We start from the raw sequence: 20,968 nt of genomic DNA on the forward strand, positions 1-20,968 counted from the left end.
TGGTTTCAGCTAAGGAGCTGTGATTATAAACTGAGTAAACTATCCATTGGAACGCCGCGCGGTGAAATCCGGATACCATCACGGATGTTGCGCACACCTTCACATACAATGCGCTCGCCGGGTTTCAGCCCTGACCCAACAATGTAGAAGTGTGCGAAGCGGGCCTGTGGAACAAAGTTTCTCATCTTCACTGTATTAGCGCCATCCACCACAAATACATAGTTTTTATCCTGCATTTCGAATACTGCTTTTTGCGGGATGATCACTGCACTGTCTATTTCGGTAGTAAGACGAACTTTCCCGCTGGCGCCATGTTTCAGCAGTTTGGAAGGATTCGGGAAGCGTGCCCGGAAGGCAATGGAACCTGTGTTTTCTTCAAATTCGCCTTCTATGGTTTCTATTTTACCGGGATGATTATAATCGGTACCATCTGCCAGTACCAGGGATACTGTGCGGTAACTGTTATCGCCTTTTGCAAGTGCTTTGTTATACTGGAGATACTCAGTTTCTGAAACATTGAAGTAAGCATAGATCTCGCGTGTATCCGATACCGTTGTAAGCAGGGTACCTTCACTGATGAGGCTTCCTTTCTTTAAAGGGATACGGTCAATGATACCGTCAAAAGGAGCGCGGATACTGGTGTATGATAAGCGCATTTCTGCATTGGAGGCGGCGGAACGGGCCTCTTCTATCTTCGCCTGGGCTGCAGCCAGCTTGGCATTGGCAACTTCCAGTTCGGAAGGCGCCACTACTTTTTTCTCCACCAGCAATTTTACCCTGTCAAGTTCCAGTGCGGCGGCTTTGCTCTCTGCCACTACGCTGCTCAGCACAGCTTTGGCCTTGGCCAGCTCGGCGCGGTATTCTGCATCACTTATGCCGAACAACAGCTGTCCCTTTTTTACTTCCTGGCCTTCATCGATAAATATTTTATCAAGAAATCCGTTAACACGGGCGCGTATTTCCACATTTTGTACGGCCTGGATATCTGTTACATAAGAACGGTGTAACAATGTATCTTTTGTTACCAGTGTGGTAACCGGTAAAACTTTAAGATCCTCTTTGTTGGTACTTTCTCCTTTGGTGGCGCAACCAGCCATGAAAAGAGCGATCAGCGATGTTAAGATCCCTGTATATTGACGCATAGCAATAAAATATTGATCCCGGAATAACCGGAATAGGTGAATACAACACAACAGGAGGCCATCTGCTATGGAAGCAGAAAACACAGGCATCTCCCTAAAAAAAATTAAAAAAGATTACAATAAAAGATGTGCTGGTATTCAGAAGGGAGTAAACCGGAAGAGAAAGGAATAGTAGGCAGGCAGGAAGGATTTCTGACGGCCGTACTCACCGGTTTTATTCTCAGTAATATAAATACTGCGTGCAGTATTATCTGCATCAAGATAAACAATACGGGTAGCAGTACTCACCTGTGGAGCAGCTGCATTGAGGTACAAGCGGGTTTTACGCCGGTGTTTGGTGATGTGCCACATTTCTGCGCCATCATCATCTGCATCAAAATGTACAGGGATTTTATTAACAAGACTTAATAACCTGTCCTGCTCTACCTGTTGCTTATGCAGATCCGGTAACAGAAAATAATGACGATGTGCGGCAAGTGAAGGTAGAACGGCAGTTACCAGCTGTAAACACAGCAGGAAGCTAACCAGGGTCCACCGTTTTAATATGTGCGCACGATTATTCATCAAGCCGCAAAATTAATTGTTTTTAATTTATTTGAAGATTAGATTATTGTAAAGGAACTATTTTTTGATAACCGGTAAGATGATTATTAAAAAAGATAGGCTGCATATAGCCTCTTTTATGCGCATATAATTCGCCCCGCAGTGCTACTTCATCATCCAGCATGGCAGCGTGGCAACATGACCGCTACCATAGTGTATTGGCAACACACTGCCCCCTTCCGGGCTGCCAGGATAACATTTACTACCCATAAGCCAATATCATATCAAAATTGGCTTATTATTTAAAAATTCAGGGAGAAGAAATAGCTTTATTTGCAAGTTCGTTCAAGTTGTTTAAACGTTAAAGCTGTTTAATATCAATCAAATTCTATATAACAGGGGTTGATACCCGGAGCGCAATAAAACACATATAAATCCACTGGTTATGAACAATCACCGCTTGAAAACACAATTTTCAGGAGCAGGACTGTTATGCCTCTCCGGAGCTGAAAAACCGTCCCGGAGCACTGTATAATAATTTATTATACTCCTCCTCTTCCACTTTATTCTTAACAACTGATCACTACTGGTAAAAACAATGCCACTGCGGTCTTACACGCCTGTAAATAATTGCCGGGATACGGTCCACGGTTGCTATGTAGTACCCGGAAAATGCGATAGCAATTTTATCACCCAAAAAACAACTACGGTCTCATGAAAAAACAGTATTCTTCCAATGACAGGACGCATGGCGGGCGCGGGTTCCCTGCCTATACCGGAAAATGGATATTACAGGGTATCCTCTTGTTGTGCCTCAGCACCGGCGCATTTCTAAGCGCATGGGCACAACAGGCAAAGACCATCACAGGCGTGGTCAGGGACGATGCCGCCAACCCGCTGCCTGGTGTAGGGATTACAGCTAAAGGCTTTCCTGTGCATGCCACCACCAACGACCAGGGCAGGTACCGTATTGATGTACCGGCCAACGCCACCACACTGGTATTCACTTACATAGGGAAAGAAACCAGGGAAATACCGCTAACGGCTGCACTAACATATGATGTGATCCTACTGGGCCAAAGCAAAGACCTCAGCGAAGTGGTTATCTCCACCGGTTATATGACCCAGCGGAAAGCAGACCTCACCGGCGCCATCACGGTAATCAACCGGTCCGACTTTGACAAAAATCCCAGCGCCAATGTAATGCGCTCCATGCAGGGAAAGATACCCGGACTATATATCACTACCGACGGTAACCCCGCAGAAAACGTAGGCATACAGGTAAGAGGTATCACCTCTATCAACTCCTCACCCCCCTTGATCGTGCTGGATGGCCAGCCCGTTAACATCAACCTGCGCGATATCAATCCTAATGATATTGAATCCATGCAGGTGCTCAAAGATGCTGCCTCCGCATCCATTTACGGATCACGAGCCGCCGGCGGAGTTATCCTCATAAATACCAGGAGAGGCAAATCAGGAGAAACCAGAGTTACCTATGAAAGCTATGTAGGCGTATCCAAAATAACAGGCGTACCGGATATGCTGGATGCAAACGGCTACGGAAGAGCGCTCTGGCAGGCTACCGTTAACGACGGAGACGACCCTGCTGCTGCCATCCGCATTTATAAATACGACTGGAACCGCGATAAGAACGGCATACCCGTTTTAAATGCTGTAACCCCTGTGGAATGGTTAAACGCGGACAAAACTATGCCGTCTTCCAACACCAACTGGTTCAAAGAAGGCACCCGTACAGGCATCAGGCAAAACCACCAGATCACCATCACCGGCGGGAAAGAGCATTTATCCAGCCTGTTCTCGTTCAACTATTACGATAACCAGGGAACACAGATCACCTCCTCTTTCAGACGCTATTCTGCACGCTTTAATAATGAATACGAAATGCTGAAAGGAAGACTCACCATAGGGGAAAATTTTACCATGACCAATCTCCGGATAAGAGACATCAACAGCACCTATGGCTTCCTGGTAATGCCGCCCAATATACCCGTATACGATAACAACGGCGGATGGGGCGGTGTAGCTATGGCGCTGGGAATGGACGACTTCAACAACCCTGTAAGGGACCTGGAGATCAATAAAGACAATAAAGGCAACTTCCTGAAGATACTGGGTACAGGCTACGCTAATCTCAGGATCCTCGATAACCTGGCTTTTAAAACACAGTTTGGCCTGGACTATAACATGTGGTACGACCGGAACATCGAACATAAATGGAAGGAAGCAGGCGGCAAAAGCAGCGATATCAATGGCGTCAGACAAAACAACTGGCAAAACATCGGCCGCACCTGGACAAACACGCTTATCTACAATCTGAAGTTCGGCAAAAATCTCTTCGACATATTAGGCGGTATAGAAACCTACCGGTATGTATATGAATTCACCAATGCCTACCGCAATAATATCCTGCTGGAAAGCCGGGACTATGCATATCTGTCTGCCGCCACAGGCGATAATAAATCATTGACCGGCGGTGGCGATGAAAGGACGCTGTTATCTTTTTTTGGTAAGATCAACTACTCCTATGAGTCAAAATACCTGTTGTCTGCCACCGTCCGTCGCGATGGTTCTTCCGTATTCGGGGAGAATAACCGGTACAGCACCTTCCCCGCATTTTCTGCCGGATGGAGGATCAGCCAGGAACCTTTTCTAAAGAATGCCGGATTCCTGAACGATCTGAAACTGCGGGCCAGCTGGGGCCAGAACGGTAACTCCGCCCCGCTCACCGCCGGCAGCCTCGTAAACATTTACCTCGGGGATTTTGATGGCACCGCCTATGCTATCGGTGGCAACCAAACAGGCAGTATCCCCTCCGGATACCGCAGGAACAGCCTGGGTAACCCCGACCTGAAATGGGAAACCACCACGCAAACAAACATCGGCGCCGACTTCAGCTTCCTGGACGACCGCTTGTCAGGATCTTTCGACTGGTTCAATAAAAAAACAACAGACATGCTCTTCCAACCGCCCTATATAGGTGCATTGGGTGAAGGCGGCTACCGCTGGGTAAACGCCGCTGACATGACAAACCAGGGCTACGAATTGCTGCTCAGCTGGGGCGAAAGGAAACGGGAATTTACCTACCGCCTCACTGCCAATGTATCCGCATATAAGAACAAAATCAACTCCATACCGGAAAACGTAAAGTATACATACGGCGGTAACGGCCTGCTGGACAATATTATTGGCCGCCCCCTCAACTCCTTCTACGGCCTCGTGGCAGACGGTATCTTCAAAACTCAGGAAGAAGTGGATAATTCCCCGCAACAACAAGGGAAAGGTGTAGGCCGCATCCGGTACAAAGACCTTGACGGCGACGGCGTGATCAACGAAACCTACGACCGTACCTGGATAGGTGTAAGAGATCCTAAGCTGATGGCCGGATTAAACCTGGAAGCAACCTATAAAAACTGGGATATCACCATTTTTGTCCAGGGAGTGTTTGGCAACAGCGTTTACAACAACTGGAAAGAACTCAGTGACTTCTGGAACATCGGCGTGCAAAACGACCGGAACCACCCTTCCCGGATACTCGAAGCCTGGTCGCCATCCAATCCCAACTCGGACATTCCTGCCCTCTCCCGCCGCGATGCCAACGGGGAAAAACGGATGTCTACCTATTTCATTGAAGATGGCTCATACATCAAACTAAGAACAGTAGATATCGGCTATACCCTCCCTAATAGTTTAATGGAAAGATGGCACATGAACCGGGTCAGGGTATACATATCAGGACAAAACCTCCTCAACTTTAAAAAGACATGGGGTAAGGACAAATTTACCGGCGGAGATCCTGAAAATCCCAATGAAGCCTACCCGCTGCCTGTTAACGGTCTCTTTGGATTGAATGTCACCTTTTAAACGAACAACATGAAAACACGTACTATAATATTCATCAGCCTGGTCGCCCTGCTCACTGCCGGATGTAAAAACTTCCTGGACGTCAAACCGAAAGGAGTATTATCCGAAGAACAGGTAGAGGGCGCCGACCAGATAGAGAACTTCGTGGTTGCTGCTTACTCCTATATGCCCTCTCTTGGCTACGGAGATACACATGCGCCGTGGATTCAAAGCGTAAGGTCTGACGACGCCTATAAAGGCGGCGGTGGCCTCAGTGACCAAACACCCTGGTATGAAATGGAAATATTTACCGGCGTAACGTCCAACATCGGCAACAACGACGGTCCCTGGTACCGTGGCTACTGCGGCATCAGCAGGGCCAATACTGCCCTGCGTTTGCTGAACAAAGTGGATCCCAACAGCTTCAAGGCCCGTGATCAACGCATCGCAGAAATGAAGTTTATCCGGGGATGGATATACCTGGGCATGAAACTACGCTGGAACTATGTGCCCTACATAGATGATGAAGTAAAGAATGATGCCATCATAGTAGAAGGTATCTCCAACCGCCCTCCGGAAATGACCAACGATCTGCCCCTGTGGGATAAGATCATCAAAGACTTTGAAGATGCTGCCGGAGTGCTGCCCGAAACACAGTCAGAAAAAGGCAGGCCTACCAGGTATGCAGCACACGCACTGGCAGCAAAGGCGTTGCTGTTCAGGGCCTATGAAAAAAATGACCGGCACCAGGTCACCATTATCAACCAGGAAACACTCAACAAAGCACTGACCCATATCGATGCTATCACAGCCAAAGACGGCGCTATGTTTGATCTCACGCCCGACTTTGCAGAAAACTTCATGATAGAATATGATAACAACACCAAAGAATCATTATGGGAAATACAATATTCTATTGATGATGGTACCACCAATGGCCGCGTTAACTGGGGCGACCAGCTCAATGCTCCCTGGTGGAATCCCTGGTTCAGCTGCTGCGACTTCCACAAGGTGTCCTACACCATGATCAATGCATTTAAAACAGATGGTACCGGTCTCCCCGATTTCGATAACTACAACAATACAGAAATGGGCGGTCAGCAATATAAACAGTTCTTCACCGCTCATGCTTTTGATCCCCGCATGGGCCATACTGTTGCCATTCCGGGATATCCCTGGAAATATGACAACCACCTTCTTTTTGAAGAATCCGGCTCCCGCGCCCCCTTCCAGTACGGGTATTTCAATTCCATGAAAGAACAGGTACATCCCAGCTGCAACTGTATGTACAAACCTTTTTATGTACAGAACAGCATGAATAAAAAAGAGATCCGCTATGCAGAAGTATTGTTGTGGAAAGCAGAAATACTGATACAGCTGGGACGCTTTAATGAAGCACTCCCGCTGATCAACAGGGTCAGGGCGCGGGCTGCCCATAGCACCGGGCGGCTGAAGAAAGACGACGGCACCTTATGGTTGAACTATAAAATTGAAGAATATAAACCCGGCATCAACTGCAACTGGACCAAAGAATTTGCCTGGCAGGCACTCATGTGGGAAGACCGCCTGGAGCTGGCCTGCGAAGGAAGAAGGTACTTCGACCTTATGCGCTGGGGTGTGCTGGAACCCGTAATGAATGCATTCCTTAACAAGGAAAAGAACCGGTTCGACTGGTTCCGTGTAGCGCATTTCACCGCCGGCAGGGACGAATTCCTGCCCATTCCACAGGCACAGATGAACTGGTCGAAAGGTGGTTACAAACAAAATCCCGGATATTGAGTGTCCTGAATGATTTGATAACCGGAGCCGTGTAAAGGAAGATTGTTACGCACGGTTCTAACAGAATTTCAGGCTGAGATGCCTGGGGGTACTTACTAAAACATACACGCCATGAGAAAATTCCTGCTATTTGCCTTCGGCACATTATTATTGACAGCAGCTGCCTGCAGAAAATCAGTGGATGACGTAACCAAACCAGGCGTTAGTTTGCCGGCTGTTACTGATCTTACCTTACAGCAAACAGATGCCAGCAACGTAAAGATATCCTGGAAAATACCCGGTAATATCCCGGTGGCAATACAACAACCACTGAACGTATACATAGAAGTGAACCAGGTGCTTACCGTGATGAAGACCGTAAACGTAGCCACCGCTACATTACCCGGTGCGCCACTGGAATATGCCTTCACACTACCCGACCCGGCACAAACCTATCACTTTACGGTAAAGCTGAACGGGCAAACCCAGAAAACGGATAACAATTACTCCGGCAATATTTATTCCCCGGGGCAAACCGTTATCTATCATAAATAAAATCAGTCCACCGTCCCGGCCGGGACGGTGGACTGATTTTCCACTCTGCACAGGATTGAATTGTTAACTATTTTATTGCCTGCATGGCAGATTTAGCAGCAGCAATGGTTTCATCCAGGTCTTCTGTAGTAAGTGCATTACTCATAAACCAGCTTTCGAAAGCAGAAGGCGGCAAATAAATGCCACGATCCAGCATAGCGTGGAAGAAACGTTTGAATAATTCGTTATTGGCAGCAGAGGCGGCGCTGAAATCCACAATGGGGTATTCAGTGAAATGTGCGCTCAGCATTGAACCCATCTGGTTAATGCTATGTACTATACCTGCGGCGCCAAATGCTTCTTTTAACCCGTTTACCAGGTAGCTTGCCTTTTCCTGCAGTTGCTGGTAAATAACTGGATTATCATTCAATGTTTGCAGTAAGGTATAACCGGCAATCATTGCAATAGGGTTGCCGCTTAAAGTGCCTGCCTGGTATACTTTCCCGGCAGGGGCTAGATATTCCATGATTTCTTTCGGACCGGCTACAGCACCTACCGGCATACCGGCCCCGATGATCTTACCAAAGGTAACCAGGTCGGCCCGGATGCCCAGTAATTCCTGTGCGCCGCCGCGGGCAAGACGAAAACCTGTCATCACTTCATCGAAGATCAGCAGGATATTGTTGGCATCGCAAAGCTGACGAAGACCTTCCAGGAAGCCCGGCTGCGGAAGTATACAGCCCATGTTGCCTGCTACCGGTTCAATGATCACCGCAGCAATCTGGTTAATGTTATCTGCAATCAATTGTTCTACTGCAGGTAAATTATTGTAGGGAGCCGTGAGCGTATCTTCTGCCACGGAGGTGGTAACACCCGGTACTGATTGAATGCCAAGCGTAGCCACACCACTGCCGGCGCTTACCAGGAATGCATCTGCATGCCCGTGGTAGCAACCTTCAAATTTGATAAACTTATTACGGCCGGTATAGCCTCTTGCCAGCCGGAGGGCTGTCATACAGGCTTCTGTACCGGAGTTTACCATGCGTATCATATCGATGTTAGGCACCATGCCTACAATCAGCTCTGCAATCTTTATCTCCAGCTCTGTAGGCGCACCGAAAGATGTAGAATAGGTGGCATATTCCTGTATGGCCTTTACTACCGGTTCGTAAGCATGACCGAGGATCATGGGACCCCAGGAATTGATATAGTCGATATAACGGTTACCATCTACATCATACATATAGGCGCCTTTTGCACGTTCCATGAACACGGGTGTGCCGCCTACACTTTTAAATGCGCGTACGGGAGAGTTAACACCGCCGGGAATTACCTGCTTTGCTTTCCCGAATAACATTTCACTTTTGCTGTACATCTGTTGGTGGTTTATTATTTTACGCAAGATAGGGAATTATGCATTCAGCAGTTTTACCGCGTCCTTTGCAAAGTAGGTAGCGATCAGATCAGCGCCGGCACGCTTCATGCTGGTCATGGTTTCCAGGATGGCCTTGTTTTCATCCAGCCAGCCCCTCTGTGCTGCTGCCTTGATCATGGCGTATTCGCCGCTCACATGATAGGCACTCACTGGAACGGTTACACGATCTTTAATAATACGCATAATATCGAGGTATGCCATTGCGGGTTTTACCATTACAATGTCAGCGCCCTCTTCAATGTCCATCAGCGTTTCTTTGATCGCTTCACGGGAATTGGCATAGTCCATCTGGTAAGTTTTCTTATCGCCGAAGCCGGGAGCGGAATCCAACGCATCGCGGAAGGGGCCGTAGAAACAGGAAGCATATTTGGCGCTGTAAGCCATAATGCCTGTTTTGTCGAAACCGTTTTCTTCAAGGATGTTGCGGATCGCCAGGATGCGGCCATCCATCATATCGCTGGGAGCCACAAAATCGGCGCCAGCCTGCGCATGGCTGAGGCTCATGCGGGCCAGTACTTCCACGGTGGGGTCGTTCACTATTTCTGTTCCTTCCACGATACCGTCGTGGCCGTAAGAGGAGTAAGGGTCCAGCGCCACATCCGTCATCACCACCATATCGGGAATGGCATTTTTGATACCACGGATGGCGCGTTGCATCAGGCCATCCGGATTTACCGCTTCGGTACCCTTGTTATCTTTTACACTATCCGGTGCTTTTACAAACAGCAGTACACTTTTAATGCCCAGGCTCCAGAGTTCCTTTGCTTCTTTAATAGTGAGGTCAAGGGAATACCTGAAATAACCTGGCATAGAGCTGATCTCTTCCTTCACATTTTCTCCTTCGGTAACAAATAACGGCGCCATGAAATCGTTGGGCGTTAAAATTGTTTCCGCTACCATTGCGCGAATGGCGGGAGATACTCTTAAAATTCTGTTTCTTCTGATCATCTTTATAAATTTTTTTATTGTTTTATATCGTCGTCTGCCGGTACATTATTTTACCCATTCCCTTGGCTTCAGAAATTCTTCCAGCTGTGCTTCGGGGCTGCCCGGAGTGGTGTGGAAGTCGTATTCCCAGCGGGCTACCGGTGGTAAGCTCATCAGGATGGATTCCGTACGTCCGTTCGTTTTTAATCCAAACAACGTTCCCCTGTCGTGAACCAGGTTGAATTCAACATAACGTCCACGCCTATACGCCTGCCAGTTTTTATGTGCTTCTGTATAGGGAAGGTGTTTTGTTTTTTCTACCAGGGGGAGATAAGCATCAAGGAAAGCCTTTCCGTTCGCCTGGGAAAACTCCAGGAGTGCTTCCGCTGATCTTTCTGCATTTGGCCGGAGATAATCGTAAAAAATACCGCCTATGCCGCGTGCTTCGTTGTTACGGTGCTTATTGATAAAGTATTCGTCGCAGTGCTTCTTATAGGCCGGGTACAGTTCTTTTCCAAACGGATCACAGGCATCTTTAAAGGTACGGTGAAAATGGATACCATCTGCTTCTTCCAGGTAATACGGAGTCAGGTCTGCACCACCGCCAAACCAGCTGTCTTTCAGCGTTCCGTCCTGGTCGTACAGTTCAAAGTAGCGGAAGTTGGCATGTACCGTAGGCACAAAAGGGTTCAGGGGATGAAGCACCAGTGAGATACCGCAGGCCATGAACCGGCTGTTGGTAACGCCAAACTGCTGCGCCATTACTTCCGGCAGTTCTCCATGAACAACGGAAGTATTAACGCCTCCTTTTTCAAATACGTTGCCGTTGGCAATTACACGTGTTTTACCACCGCCGCCACCGGGGCGTTCCCAGCGGTCTTCCCGGAAAACGGCTTTGCCGTCTGTTTTCTCGAGTGCTGCACAGATCTCGTCCTGCAGGCCGTGTATAAACGATATGAAATTATCTTTAATGCTCATGGTAATTATCCGTGCGCTTTAACTGTTTCTACGAATGCTTTGGCATGGTCAACCGGCACGTTGGGTAATATACCATGTCCCAGGTTGGCGATGTAACGCTGTCTGCCAAAGCCTTTCAGCATTTCTTTTACTGCTTTTTCGATTTCGGGGATGGGCGCCAGCAATTTGGCGGGGTCAAAGTTTCCCTGCAGGGTGATGTTGCTGCCGGCAAACTGCCGGGCCAGCTCCGGCTTAATGCACCAGTCGATACCCAGTCCATGAGCGCCGGTAGCGGCCATGTCTTCTAATGCAAACCAGGCGCCTTTTGCAAACACAATGGTCGGACAAACATCCTTCATTGCCGCTACTATCTGGCGGATATATTGTAAAGAAAATACTTCAAAGTCCTGCGGGCTGAGCAAACCTCCCCAGGAATCAAACACCTGTACGGTATCAGCGCCCGCGGCTACCTGTGCTTTGAGGTAAGCGATGGTGGTATCGGTGATCATCTGCAACAGCTGATGTGCAACAGCCGGCTGCTGGTAGCAGAATGCTTTTGCTTCATCAAAAGTTTTAGAGCCTTTGCCTTGTACCATGTAGCAGAGCAGGGTCCAGGGAGCGCCACCAAAGCCTATCAGTGGTACTTTGCCATCCAGTGTTTTTTTAGTGAGCTTCAGGGCATCGAAAACATAGTGTAATCTTTCCTGTACATCGGGAACGCATAAACGCTGCAGGTCCTGTGCAGTTTTAACGGGAGCGGGGAGAAGCGGTCCTACTTTTTCCACCAGCTGTACTTCCATGCCCATTGCCTGTGGTACTACCAGGATATCGGAAAAGATAATAGCTGCATCAACGCCAACCTGGTCTACCGGCATCACCGTTATTTCGGTGGCCAGTTCCGGGTTTTCACAACGTTCAAAAAAAGTATACTTATCACGCAGTTTGATATAATCCGGTAAATAGCGACCAGCCTGGCGCATCATCCATACGGGTGTGCGGGAAACGGTTTCACCTTTAAGGGTCTTCAGCAATAAGTCGTTCTTCAATGGGCTCATTCGTAGCAGTTAATGTTGTTAAAATAAAATATAGCAGTTTGCACCATGCTGTCTTCACTGATATCGGTGCTCATTATAATTTTGTTATCGGTATGCTCTCTCAGTTCTGTAGCGGTTGTTCTGCCAATGGCAAAGCAAACGGTTTTGCTGTTGATCCTGTTGGCAGACAGGTAGCTTTTAACGGCGCTTGGACTGAAAAATAATATGCCATCGTAACCATCAGCTACTACAGTAGGCGCAGGAATGTTTTCGTAGATCACAAATTCATTCACAGTAATACCTGCCTGTTTTAAAGCATCTGGTAATTCATGTCTTCTCTGGGTGCCGCAATAGAAATTTACCTCGCTGATATTTCCTAATGCAATCATGGCTGCCGCCAGTTCGCTGCCGTAAGGGGATGAGGCTAAAATTTCCGCGCCGGGAAAAACTGCCTTTGCCTTTTCCAGTGTTTTGCCGGATATGCAACAGATACGGGCGTTGTCGGTTAGGAAAACAGTACGGAGGCCATTACGCAAACCACGCACCCCAAAGTAATTTTGTTTCAATACATTCAGCGCATTGGCGCTTGTAAAAACCGACACATTAGGCGCCTGAAAAATATTGGATATATGCGTATCGTTCCAGCCGGGCTGGTTTCCTTTTAATGATGGAAGTATTACCGGCTTTATCTGTATAAAGTCCTGTACATCTATGCGGATACCGTTATCACCAGCAACAGCAATGGAGCTGTCTGTTAAATGTCTGGTGCTTAATATGCGGTATTTATCATTTAGCATTTCTGATCTGTGCTACAATTTCAGCGCCACCCTGCGCCATAATATCTTCTGCAGCTTCCCTTCCCAGGTGATTGGCCTGGGTTACCGGCACTTCGCGTGAAATGCTGAAGAAGCGGGCGCCATCCAGGCTGCAAAGCTCTCCGCTGAAGTGAATGTGATCGTTTTGTATATAAGCGTAAGCGCTGATGGGAGTGGTGCATCCACCCATCAGGGTGCGTAAGAATTCGCGTTCAATATGTGTGGTAAGGGCGGTATCTGCGTGATTGAAAGCAGCGCAGGCATCCAGGCAAAACTGGTCATCTTCCCTGCAAACGGCTACCACTGCGCCTTGCGCAGGGGCTGGCAACATCCAGTCGAGGTCAATGGAATTGGAAGGGCGTACATGGATCCTTTCCAGGCCTGCCACAGCGAAGATAGCGCCGTCCCAGTTTTCCTCTGCCAGTTTTCTTAAGCGGGTATTAACATTACCACGCAGGTTATGCAGCTGGTGTTGCGGATATTTCCGCAGCCACTGGGCTTTACGGCGCACACTACTGGTAGCGATGTTAGCTATATAATCCGGTTGTGAGAGGAAATCAGTATCGTTTTTATAAACCAGCAGATCCTTTACCGGTCCGCGTTGCAGGACAGCGGCATGTACAATTTGCTTTGGCAGTTGTGTAGGAACGTCTTTAAAGGAGTGAACGGCAACGTCTATACGGTTGTTGAGCAGTGCCAGGTCGAGGCTTTTTGTGAAGATGCCCTGTACGCCTATTTCATAGAGGGGTGTTACCAGGTCTATATCTCCTTCGCTTTTAATAGGTACCAGTTCGGTGCGGTAACCTTGTGCGGTGAGCAGATCATTTACCTGGTTTGCCTGCCACAAGGCCAGCTGACTTTCTCTTGTGCCTATCCTGATAACTTTATCCATTTGTTTATTCCTGGTTAACTCCTGTCTCAAAAATATCGTTGATCATGGCGATATACTGGTCGCTTTTGTCTGTTTCCTTGCGTACTTTGCCTGCCATTAGATTAATCATTTTTTGTATGATGCGGGAAGAGACAAGCTCGATATCTTCCATATTGTAGTGGCCTCCGTTCTTCTGCTGCTGTATTTCGCGGGTATGTATTTCCTGCAGTTTATCCTTTACCGCTTTCAGTACTACGGCGTGTTTGCGCATTTTGTACCAGTAAAGGAATTCTTCCATGTATTCATCTATGATGGCAATGGCCTTTGGCACTTCTCCCAGCCTGTTTTGCAGGGTTTCGTCCTGCACTTTGGAAAGCTCATCCACATTCACCAGCGTAATATGCGGAAGCTCACCTACTGCGGCTTCCACATTAAAAGGAATTGACAGATCGACGATGAGCTTTGGAGAACTGTTCCTGAAATGTTCTGCCAGCACTGTTGGGTGTGGCGCATTGGAAGCAACAAGGATAACATCTGCCTGCTGCATTTCGCTCACCATATTTTCAAACGGTGCGTATTTCAGCCCTTGCTGGCCGGCAAATTCAGCGGCCACCTGAAGGGTGCGGTTAATAAGGGTCACCTCTTTTACGCCGAGATATTCGATCATATTCTTGCAGGTGTTGCGGCCTATTTTGCCTACACCAAGTAATACGATCTTTTTATTTTTTATATCAGGGCAGATGCGCTCCAGCATTCTTACTGTGGCAAAAGCCACAGACACAGTGCCTTTGCTGAGCCCTGTTTCAGTTTTGATGAGTTTGGATACCTGCAGAACGCTGTTCACCAGGCGTTCAAGGAAGCTGCCCAGGCTCTGGTGGGCCTTGGCGAATTTGGCGGCATTACGTATCTGGCCTATTATTTCATAGTCGCCAAGGATCTGGGAATCAAGGCCCGTTCCTACCTGGTATAAATGCCTGATGGCATCTTCTCCCGACTTGGTATAGGCTAATTCTTCAAACTGGCTCCTGTCGCCGTTTGATTCCCTGCAAAGCAAATCTATCAACTGCCCGGGATGCGCTGCAAATCCGTAAATTTCTGTCCTGTTACACGTAGAGAGTACAAATAGATCGTCTAATTGCACAACCCTGGCATGCTCCAGGAGTTGTTGATACTGAGCCGGATTGATGGCGTATAATCCCCTGATAGCAGCGTCGGTTTTCTTATAGTTGATCCCAACAATATGAAAATTTGCTATTTCTTTTGAATGACTGACCTGCATGTTCTTGTATAAGCTTCCGGTTGCAAAAGTACTTTCATACGCCCCAAACATAAGAGGTTAGCTGTCATTAGTGTGTCATTTCTACTACTGGTAATCATTACGACGAAAAAATGATTTTTATCAGGTTTTGCCTTTACAAAAGAATGACAGTTATCGCGCCGTATGCAGGACTTTTCGCTTCCGGCTTTTTGCTTACTTTTGCACCAATTTAAAAGAAATGGTGTCTAAATCTGATGTAGGAATAGTATTAATGAACCTTGGATCGCCAGATTCCACTGCTGTGCCGGATGTGAAGCGTTATCTGATCGAGTTCCTGATGGACAAGCGTGTGATCGATTATCCCTGGCTGTTCCGTAAGATCTTAATCGAAGGGATCATTGTACCAAAGCGTGCGGAGCAATCTGCCCGGGCTTATGAATCTATCTGGTGGGAAGAAGGATCACCATTGGTGGCGCTAACGAAACAGCTGCAGATGGCCGTGCAGAACGATATGGAGATACCGGTGGAAATAGCCATGCGTTATGGTAATCCGCATCCGCAGGTGGCTTATGATAATCTCCTTAAGCAAAATCCTGATCTGAAGGAAGTAGTGCTGTTGCCGTTATATCCGCATTACGCCATGTCTTCCTACGAAACAGCGGTGGAGTACGCACAGGAAATCTACAAAAAGAAAAAATATAAATTCAAGCTGTCGGTAGTGCCTCCGTTCTACGATGAGCCGGATTATATCCATGCACTTACTGAGAGCATGCGCCCATATTTGCAGCAGGACTATGATTACGTATTGTTCAGTTATCATGGTTTACCGGAAAGGCATATGCGTAAGGCAGATCCTACCGGTGCGCACTGTATGAAAGTGAACGACTGCTGTCATGTGAAATCACCTGCCCATAAATATTGCTATCGTCACCAGATCACTGTTACTACCGAACTGGTAGCAGAGAAGCTGGGACTGCCGCGTGAAAAATGGGGCATCTCCTTCCAGTCGAGGCTGGGCCGTGAAGAATGGCTGAAACCTTATACGGCCGGTTTGCTGGAAACGTTGCCTGCCGAAGGAAAAAAGAGGTTGCTGATCGTGTGCCCTGCATTTGTATCGGACTGCCTGGAAACCCTGGAGGAGATAGCTGTGGAAGGAAAACATTCTTTCCTGAACAGCGGTGGTGAGTCTTTTACCATGATCCCGTGTCTGAATATTCACCCGTTATGGGTAAAAGCAGTTGTGAAATACTGCACACAGATCATTGCCACTGAAGCCGTTTAAATTTGCCATATGTCCGTTCAACCCGTATTGATTGTCGGCGCCGGCCTGTCCGGGCTAAGTATTGCGTATGAATTACAGAAACTGCAGGTACCTTACCAGGTACTGGAAGTTTCGGACCACACCGGTGGTGTAATGAAATCCATACAGGAAGATGGTTTTGAACTGGACGCAGGCGCCAATACTATTGCAGCTTCTCCCGAACTGCTGCAATATTTTACGGAACTTGGGCTGGACAAAGAAATACTGCAGGCAACAGCCGCCAGCAAAAACCGGTTCCTGGTAAGACGGCAGCAACTGCACGCCGTTTCTCCACATCCTTTTAAGATCATAGGCTCTCCATACCTGAGCCGCAGCAGTAAATGGCGGCTGTTTACAGAGCGCTTCCGTAAACCGGCGCTTTCAGCAGGAGAGGAAACCGTTAATGATTTTGTAACAAGAAGATTTAATAAAGAAATTGCAGAATACGTGTTCGATCCTGTGTTGTCGGGCATTTACGCCGGTAATCCTGAGCAGATGAGCATTGTGGAAGTATTGCCCGCATTGCCGCGGTGGGAGCGGGAATACGGCAGCGTAACCAAAGGACTGATGAAAGATAAAGGCGCCATGGGCGGCCGGAAAATCATCAGTTTCAAAGGCGGCAACCAGTTGCTCACAAACCGTTTGCAACAATTGCTCACTACGCCTGTACGCTTTAACTGCAGGGTAATGGATATCACTGCCGCTGATAATGGATACAGGGTGAGCGTAGTGGAAAATGGCCAGCCCGGAAGTTATACTGCTGAAAAAATTATACTGGCCACGCCTGCCTACAGCACGGCAGAAACCATTACCCACCTAGATACAGCAGCTGCTGCACTACTGAACAACGTACATTATCCCCGTATGGCCGTGCTGCACCTGGGCTTTGATGCCGGCGCCCTGCCACAGCCACTGGATGGTTTCGGCTTCCTGGTGCCGAATGCAGAGCATATGCATTTCCTCGGCGCTATCTGCAACTCTGCTATTTTCCCGGGTAAAGCGCCCGCAGGAAAGATCCTGTTCACTGTGTTCCTGGGAGGAGCCAGGCAGGAACAGCTGTTTGATCAGCTGGACCAGGCAACCCTGCAACAACGCGTGGTGGCTGAAATAACACCGCTGTTACACCTTTCAGCTCCGCCGGTGATGCAGCGCTTCAGTACCTGGAATAAAGCGATCCCGCAATTAAATGTAGGTCATGTTAAGTTGCGGAATGCTGTAACAGACTTTGAAAAAAAATATCCAGGTATCCATATCACGGGGAATTACCTGCAAGGCGTAGCCATCCCCGCTTTACTGCAACATGCCGCCGCTTTGGCCGCATCTCTGAAGAAAAATTAAAGAGAAAAATAGTTCTTTGTTGCCGTTTTTTCTTAAATTCCATTATAAATTTCCACCAGATGATTGCAGGAATTTTAAAAGAGAAAAACGGCGAAACCAGGGTATCTCTAGTCCCTGAAGTAGTAAAACAACTACAGCAAATGTCGGTAACCGTGTGGGTGGAGCAGGGCGCCGGCAACAATGCCTTTTATAACGACGACGCCTATATGCAGGCGGGCGCGCAAATAAAAACAGCTGCGGAGATCCTCACCGGTGCAGACATCATCTTTACACTGCAACCTCCTTCCAGGGAAATAACAGACCAGATCCCCTCGGGGAAAATCATCGCTGGCATTTTACAGCCCCTGTATCGGGTAAATGAAGTAGAGTACTGGGCTTCCCGTAATATCACTGCTTTCAGTTTAGATACTATTCCCCGCACCACCCGTGCACAGGTAATGGATGTGCTTAGTTCCCAGGCCAATATAGCCGGTTATAAGGCAGTGTTGCTGGCGGCGTATAGCTATTCCCGTTATTTCCCCATGTTTATGACAGCTGCAGGGAGCATTGCCCCGGCTAAGGTATTGATACTGGGCGCCGGTGTTGCCGGTTTACAGGCTATTGCCACCGCACGCCGTTTGGGCGCTGTGGTGGAAGTATTTGATACCAGGCCCGCTGTTAAGGAAGAAGTGATGAGCCTGGGTGCAAAATTCGTGGAAGTGGAAGGGGCCGCAGATGCTTCCACAGCAGGCGGTTATGCAGTAGAGCAAAGCGAAACGTATAAGCAACAGCAGCAGCAACGCATCGCTGAAAGCATTGCCAGGGCAGATATTGTGATCACCACTGCACAGATCCCCGGGAAGGCTGCACCCGTACTGGTCAACAATGAAATGCTCGACCGCATGCGCTCCGGCGCTGTGATCGTAGACCTCGCTGCTGCCACCGGCGGTAATACCAGCGCTACAAAGAACAATGAAACCGTGCAGTATAAAGGCGTTACCATCATCGGGAATTCAAATCTACCGGCCACTATGCCGGCAGATGCCAGCAAGTTGTACGCAAAGAATGTATTTAACTTCCTGAAACTGATACTTACAAAAGAAGGAGCGCTGCACCTGGATTTTGAAGATGATATTGTAAAAGGCGCCTGTATTACGCACAACGGGGAAGTAGTGAATGAACGTGTGAAAAACCTGATGCAGCCCGCTTAGTAGTTGAGATCGTAAAATACCCGTCTGATATGGAATATATTTTAACTTTTCTTCGCCAGCATATCGATCTTATCTACATCGTTATCCTGTCTGTTTTTCTGGGAATAGAAGTGATTTCGAGGGTGCCATCCGTGTTGCATACCCCGTTGATGAGCGGCGCCAATGCCATTCATGGCGTGGTTATCATCGGGGCTATTATTGTAATGGGGAAAGCGGAAACGGATAATTATCCTGCACTGATCATCGGCTTCCTGGCCGTAATACTTGGTACGATCAACGTGGTGGGAGGTTTTGTGGTAACCGACCGTATGCTGGAAATGTTCAAAGGAAAAAAGAAATAGCTGTAAAACGGTTGCCAGTACACAGGTATTAACTGTTCAACAGCGGAAAGCTAACGGCTAAAAGCATATACTTATGGGATCCAGCATTTTATCAATTATTTACCTGATCGGCTCTGTTACTTTTATCCTCGGACTGAAAATGTTAAGTAAACCGGATACTGCCCGCAAAGGCAATATGGTAGCGGCTGCGGGGATGTCGCTGGCTATCCTTGGCACCATCTTTCTCTACCGGGTGAATGATGCCCCCCTGCATAACTATGGCTGGATATTCACCGGGCTCGCCATTGGTGGCATAATAGGCGTGTTGTCTGCCAAAAAAGTGAAGATGACCGCCATGCCGGAAATGGTAAGCATGTTCAACGGAATGGGCGGCGCCTGCGCGGCGCTGATTTCCATTGTGGAGTTTGATCACCTGATCAAACTGATAAAAAACCTGTATGCGCCCGTTGCCGACGACCACCTGGCGTTGCAACTGCTGGAGTCATCCACTTCCAGGGGAACCGTGATCATTATTCTGCTGAGCCTTATCATAGGCGCTGTATCCTGTGCCGGCAGCATAGTGGCCTGGGGAAAGCTCACCGGTAAAGTGAAGGACTTTTCCTTCAATGGTCAGCATTTTCTTAACCTGGGGGTATTAACACTGATCGTTGGATTATCTGTGTGGCTGGTATGTATTTTCGACACTTCGCCGGGAACAGCTCTCACAGTGTTCTATATAATTTTCGGACTGGCATTGTTCTATGGTGTATTATTCGTAATGCCGATCGGAGGCGCGGATATGCCTGTAGTGATATCGCTGCTTAATTCTTTTACGGGGGTAGCTGCTGCCTGTGGCGGATTCCTTTACAGTAACCCGGTGATGCTCACTGGTGGTATCCTGGTAGGTTCTGCGGGTACTATCCTCACTATCCTGATGTGCAAGGCCATGAACCGGTCCCTGAAAAATGTGCTGATAGGCTCCTTTGGTGGTGGTGCAGCCGGTGCGGCCGCAGCTGGAAAGGATCAGGGCAATTATAAAGAGATCAGTTTGAACGATGCCGCTGTAGTGCTGGCCTATGCCAGTAAAGTGATTATAGTGCCGGGGTATGGCCTGGCCGTAGCGCAGGCCCAGCACGCTTGTCATGAGCTGGAGAAACAACTGGAAGAAAAAGGAGTAGAGGTAAAATATGCTATTCACCCCGTAGCAGGCCGTATGCCTGGTCATATGAACGTGCTACTGGCGGAGGCAGATGTACCTTATGAGAAGTTACTGGAAATGGAAGATGCAAACGCTGAATTCCCTACTACTGATGCAGTATTGATCTTAGGCGCCAACGATGTGGTAAATCCTGCCGCGAAAAGTGATCCTGCCAGTCCTATTTACGGGATGCCTATCCTGGAAGTGGAAAACGCCAAAGTGGTGATCGTAAATAAACGCAGCATGAAACCGGGATACGCCGGTATTGAAAACGATCTCTTTTTCCAGCCCAAAACGTCTATGCTGTTTGGCGATGCGAAGAAGGTGCTGCAGGAACTGCTTTCTGCTATTAAGGAGGTGTAGAGCGGGTTTTGTCTTTTTCAGGATTATGATGATTTCTATGATTATATTTTTGGATTTTAATAAAGACTAAGGGAGATATAAGCCGGTACATCTGCTCATATCTCCCTTAATTATTTTCAAA

The 20,968-nt window shown here is 48.0% G+C and carries 17 protein-coding genes; 8 read left to right on the plus strand and 9 right to left on the minus strand.

The window, feature by feature from the left end:
* Nucleotides 1–23 precede the first annotated feature (23 nt).
* Together FN124_RS18860 and FN124_RS18865 are read right to left on the minus strand one after the other, a co-directional pair.
* Nucleotides 24–1,142: an efflux RND transporter periplasmic adaptor subunit gene (locus FN124_RS18860; RefSeq protein ID WP_142686301.1), complete on the minus strand. Its 1,119-nt coding sequence runs from the start codon at nt 1,140–1,142 to the stop codon at nt 24–26.
* A gap of 138 nt (nt 1,143–1,280) precedes the next feature.
* On the minus strand, nt 1,281–1,706 hold the full coding sequence (locus tag FN124_RS18865) for a hypothetical protein (protein WP_142686302.1): 426 nt from the start codon (nt 1,704–1,706) through the stop codon (nt 1,281–1,283).
* 693 nt (nt 1,707–2,399) lie between these two features.
* Between FN124_RS18865 and FN124_RS18870 the strand changes: the two genes are divergently transcribed.
* The 3 genes from FN124_RS18870 to FN124_RS18880 all read left to right on the plus strand — a co-directional run bounded on the left by FN124_RS18870 (nt 2,400) and on the right by FN124_RS18880 (nt 7,862).
* Nucleotides 2,400–5,570 carry a SusC/RagA family TonB-linked outer membrane protein gene (locus FN124_RS18870; protein WP_142686303.1) on the plus strand — a complete coding sequence of 1,057 codons (3,171 nt, stop codon included), beginning with the start codon at nt 2,400–2,402 and terminating at the stop codon, nt 5,568–5,570.
* Between the two features lie 9 nt (nt 5,571–5,579).
* Nucleotides 5,580–7,328: a RagB/SusD family nutrient uptake outer membrane protein gene (locus FN124_RS18875; RefSeq protein WP_142686304.1), complete on the plus strand. Its 1,749-nt coding sequence runs from the start codon at nt 5,580–5,582 to the stop codon at nt 7,326–7,328.
* A 111-nt stretch (nt 7,329–7,439) separates the two neighbouring features.
* Nucleotides 7,440–7,862, plus strand: coding sequence for a DUF4945 domain-containing protein (locus FN124_RS18880; RefSeq protein WP_142686305.1), 423 nt, complete (start codon nt 7,440–7,442; stop codon nt 7,860–7,862).
* Between the two features lie 67 nt (nt 7,863–7,929).
* On the opposite strand, the gene hemL is transcribed toward FN124_RS18880, so the two are convergent.
* Genes hemL through hemA form a run of 7 tightly spaced genes read right to left on the minus strand, consistent with a single transcriptional unit; the run spans nt 7,930 to nt 15,159 of the window.
* Complete coding sequence (hemL, locus tag FN124_RS18885) at nt 7,930–9,216, minus strand: glutamate-1-semialdehyde 2,1-aminomutase (RefSeq protein WP_142686306.1); 1,287 nt, start codon at nt 9,214–9,216, stop codon at nt 7,930–7,932.
* Nucleotides 9,217–9,252: 36 nt separating this feature from the next.
* The gene (hemB, locus tag FN124_RS18890) at nt 9,253–10,224 is read right to left on the minus strand and encodes a porphobilinogen synthase (protein WP_260607507.1); all 972 of its coding nucleotides are present in this window, start codon (nt 10,222–10,224) and stop codon (nt 9,253–9,255) included.
* Nucleotides 10,225–10,269: 45 nt separating this feature from the next.
* Entirely contained in the window at nt 10,270–11,181 is a 912-nt protein-coding gene (gene hemF, locus FN124_RS18895; RefSeq protein WP_142686308.1) for an oxygen-dependent coproporphyrinogen oxidase, read from the minus strand.
* Nucleotides 11,182–11,186: 5 nt separating this feature from the next.
* The gene (hemE, locus tag FN124_RS18900; RefSeq protein WP_142686309.1) at nt 11,187–12,215 is read right to left on the minus strand and encodes a uroporphyrinogen decarboxylase; all 1,029 of its coding nucleotides are present in this window, start codon (nt 12,213–12,215) and stop codon (nt 11,187–11,189) included.
* Complete coding sequence (locus tag FN124_RS18905) at nt 12,212–12,991, minus strand: uroporphyrinogen-III synthase (protein WP_142686310.1); 780 nt, start codon at nt 12,989–12,991, stop codon at nt 12,212–12,214. The genes hemE and FN124_RS18905 overlap by 4 nt, the downstream gene beginning before the upstream one ends.
* A complete protein-coding gene (hemC, locus tag FN124_RS18910) occupies nt 12,981–13,901 on the minus strand; it encodes a hydroxymethylbilane synthase (protein ID WP_142686311.1) in 921 nt (306 codons plus the stop codon). The genes FN124_RS18905 and hemC overlap by 11 nt, the downstream gene beginning before the upstream one ends.
* 4 nt (nt 13,902–13,905) lie before the next feature.
* A complete protein-coding gene (gene hemA / locus FN124_RS18915) occupies nt 13,906–15,159 on the minus strand; it encodes a glutamyl-tRNA reductase (protein ID WP_185937261.1) in 1,254 nt (417 codons plus the stop codon).
* A gap of 217 nt (nt 15,160–15,376) precedes the next feature.
* On the opposite strand from hemA, the gene hemH reads away from it, so the two are divergent.
* From hemH to FN124_RS18940, 5 genes are all read left to right on the plus strand, one after another.
* On the plus strand, nt 15,377–16,420 hold the full coding sequence (gene hemH, locus FN124_RS18920) for a ferrochelatase (RefSeq protein ID WP_142686313.1): 1,044 nt from the start codon (nt 15,377–15,379) through the stop codon (nt 16,418–16,420).
* 9 nt (nt 16,421–16,429) lie between these two features.
* The gene (hemG, locus tag FN124_RS18925) at nt 16,430–17,776 is read left to right on the plus strand and encodes a protoporphyrinogen oxidase (protein WP_142686314.1); all 1,347 of its coding nucleotides are present in this window, start codon (nt 16,430–16,432) and stop codon (nt 17,774–17,776) included.
* A gap of 59 nt (nt 17,777–17,835) precedes the next feature.
* Nucleotides 17,836–18,966 (plus strand): Re/Si-specific NAD(P)(+) transhydrogenase subunit alpha, encoded by a 1,131-nt coding sequence (locus tag FN124_RS18930; protein ID WP_142686315.1) that lies wholly within the window; start codon nt 17,836–17,838, stop codon nt 18,964–18,966.
* A gap of 29 nt (nt 18,967–18,995) precedes the next feature.
* Complete coding sequence (locus FN124_RS18935) at nt 18,996–19,307, plus strand: NAD(P) transhydrogenase subunit alpha part 2 (protein WP_142686316.1); 312 nt, start codon at nt 18,996–18,998, stop codon at nt 19,305–19,307.
* Nucleotides 19,308–19,380: 73 nt separating this feature from the next.
* Nucleotides 19,381–20,847: an NAD(P)(+) transhydrogenase (Re/Si-specific) subunit beta gene (locus FN124_RS18940; protein WP_142686317.1), complete on the plus strand. Its 1,467-nt coding sequence runs from the start codon at nt 19,381–19,383 to the stop codon at nt 20,845–20,847.
* Nucleotides 20,848–20,968: the final 121 nt, after the last annotated feature.

The organism is Chitinophaga polysaccharea (genome assembly GCF_902150045.1).
GTDB classification, from domain to species: Bacteria; Bacteroidota; Bacteroidia; order Chitinophagales; family Chitinophagaceae; genus Chitinophaga; species Chitinophaga polysaccharea_A.

Coding starts and splice junctions, on each gene's coding strand:
- hemH (WP_142686313.1), top strand. CDS start 15,377: ATGGTGTCTAAATCTGATGTAGGAATAGTATTAATGAACCTTGGATCG.
- FN124_RS18860 (WP_142686301.1), bottom strand. CDS start 1,142: ATGCGTCAATATACAGGGATCTTAACATCGCTGATCGCTCTTTTCATG.
- FN124_RS18880 (WP_142686305.1), top strand. CDS start 7,440: ATGAGAAAATTCCTGCTATTTGCCTTCGGCACATTATTATTGACAGCA.
- hemF (WP_142686308.1), bottom strand. CDS start 11,181: ATGAGCATTAAAGATAATTTCATATCGTTTATACACGGCCTGCAGGAC.
- FN124_RS18865 (WP_142686302.1), bottom strand. CDS start 1,706: ATGAATAATCGTGCGCACATATTAAAACGGTGGACCCTGGTTAGCTTC.
- hemB (WP_260607507.1), bottom strand. CDS start 10,224: ATGATCAGAAGAAACAGAATTTTAAGAGTATCTCCCGCCATTCGCGCA.
- hemG (WP_142686314.1), top strand. CDS start 16,430: ATGTCCGTTCAACCCGTATTGATTGTCGGCGCCGGCCTGTCCGGGCTA.
- hemE (WP_142686309.1), bottom strand. CDS start 12,215: ATGAGCCCATTGAAGAACGACTTATTGCTGAAGACCCTTAAAGGTGAA.
- hemA (WP_185937261.1), bottom strand. CDS start 15,159: ATGCAGGTCAGTCATTCAAAAGAAATAGCAAATTTTCATATTGTTGGG.
- FN124_RS18870 (WP_142686303.1), top strand. CDS start 2,400: ATGAAAAAACAGTATTCTTCCAATGACAGGACGCATGGCGGGCGCGGG.
- hemL (WP_142686306.1), bottom strand. CDS start 9,216: ATGTACAGCAAAAGTGAAATGTTATTCGGGAAAGCAAAGCAGGTAATT.
- FN124_RS18875 (WP_142686304.1), top strand. CDS start 5,580: ATGAAAACACGTACTATAATATTCATCAGCCTGGTCGCCCTGCTCACT.
- hemC (WP_142686311.1), bottom strand. CDS start 13,901: ATGGATAAAGTTATCAGGATAGGCACAAGAGAAAGTCAGCTGGCCTTG.
- FN124_RS18905 (WP_142686310.1), bottom strand. CDS start 12,991: ATGCTAAATGATAAATACCGCATATTAAGCACCAGACATTTAACAGAC.
- FN124_RS18930 (WP_142686315.1), top strand. CDS start 17,836: ATGATTGCAGGAATTTTAAAAGAGAAAAACGGCGAAACCAGGGTATCT.
- FN124_RS18935 (WP_142686316.1), top strand. CDS start 18,996: ATGGAATATATTTTAACTTTTCTTCGCCAGCATATCGATCTTATCTAC.
- FN124_RS18940 (WP_142686317.1), top strand. CDS start 19,381: ATGGGATCCAGCATTTTATCAATTATTTACCTGATCGGCTCTGTTACT.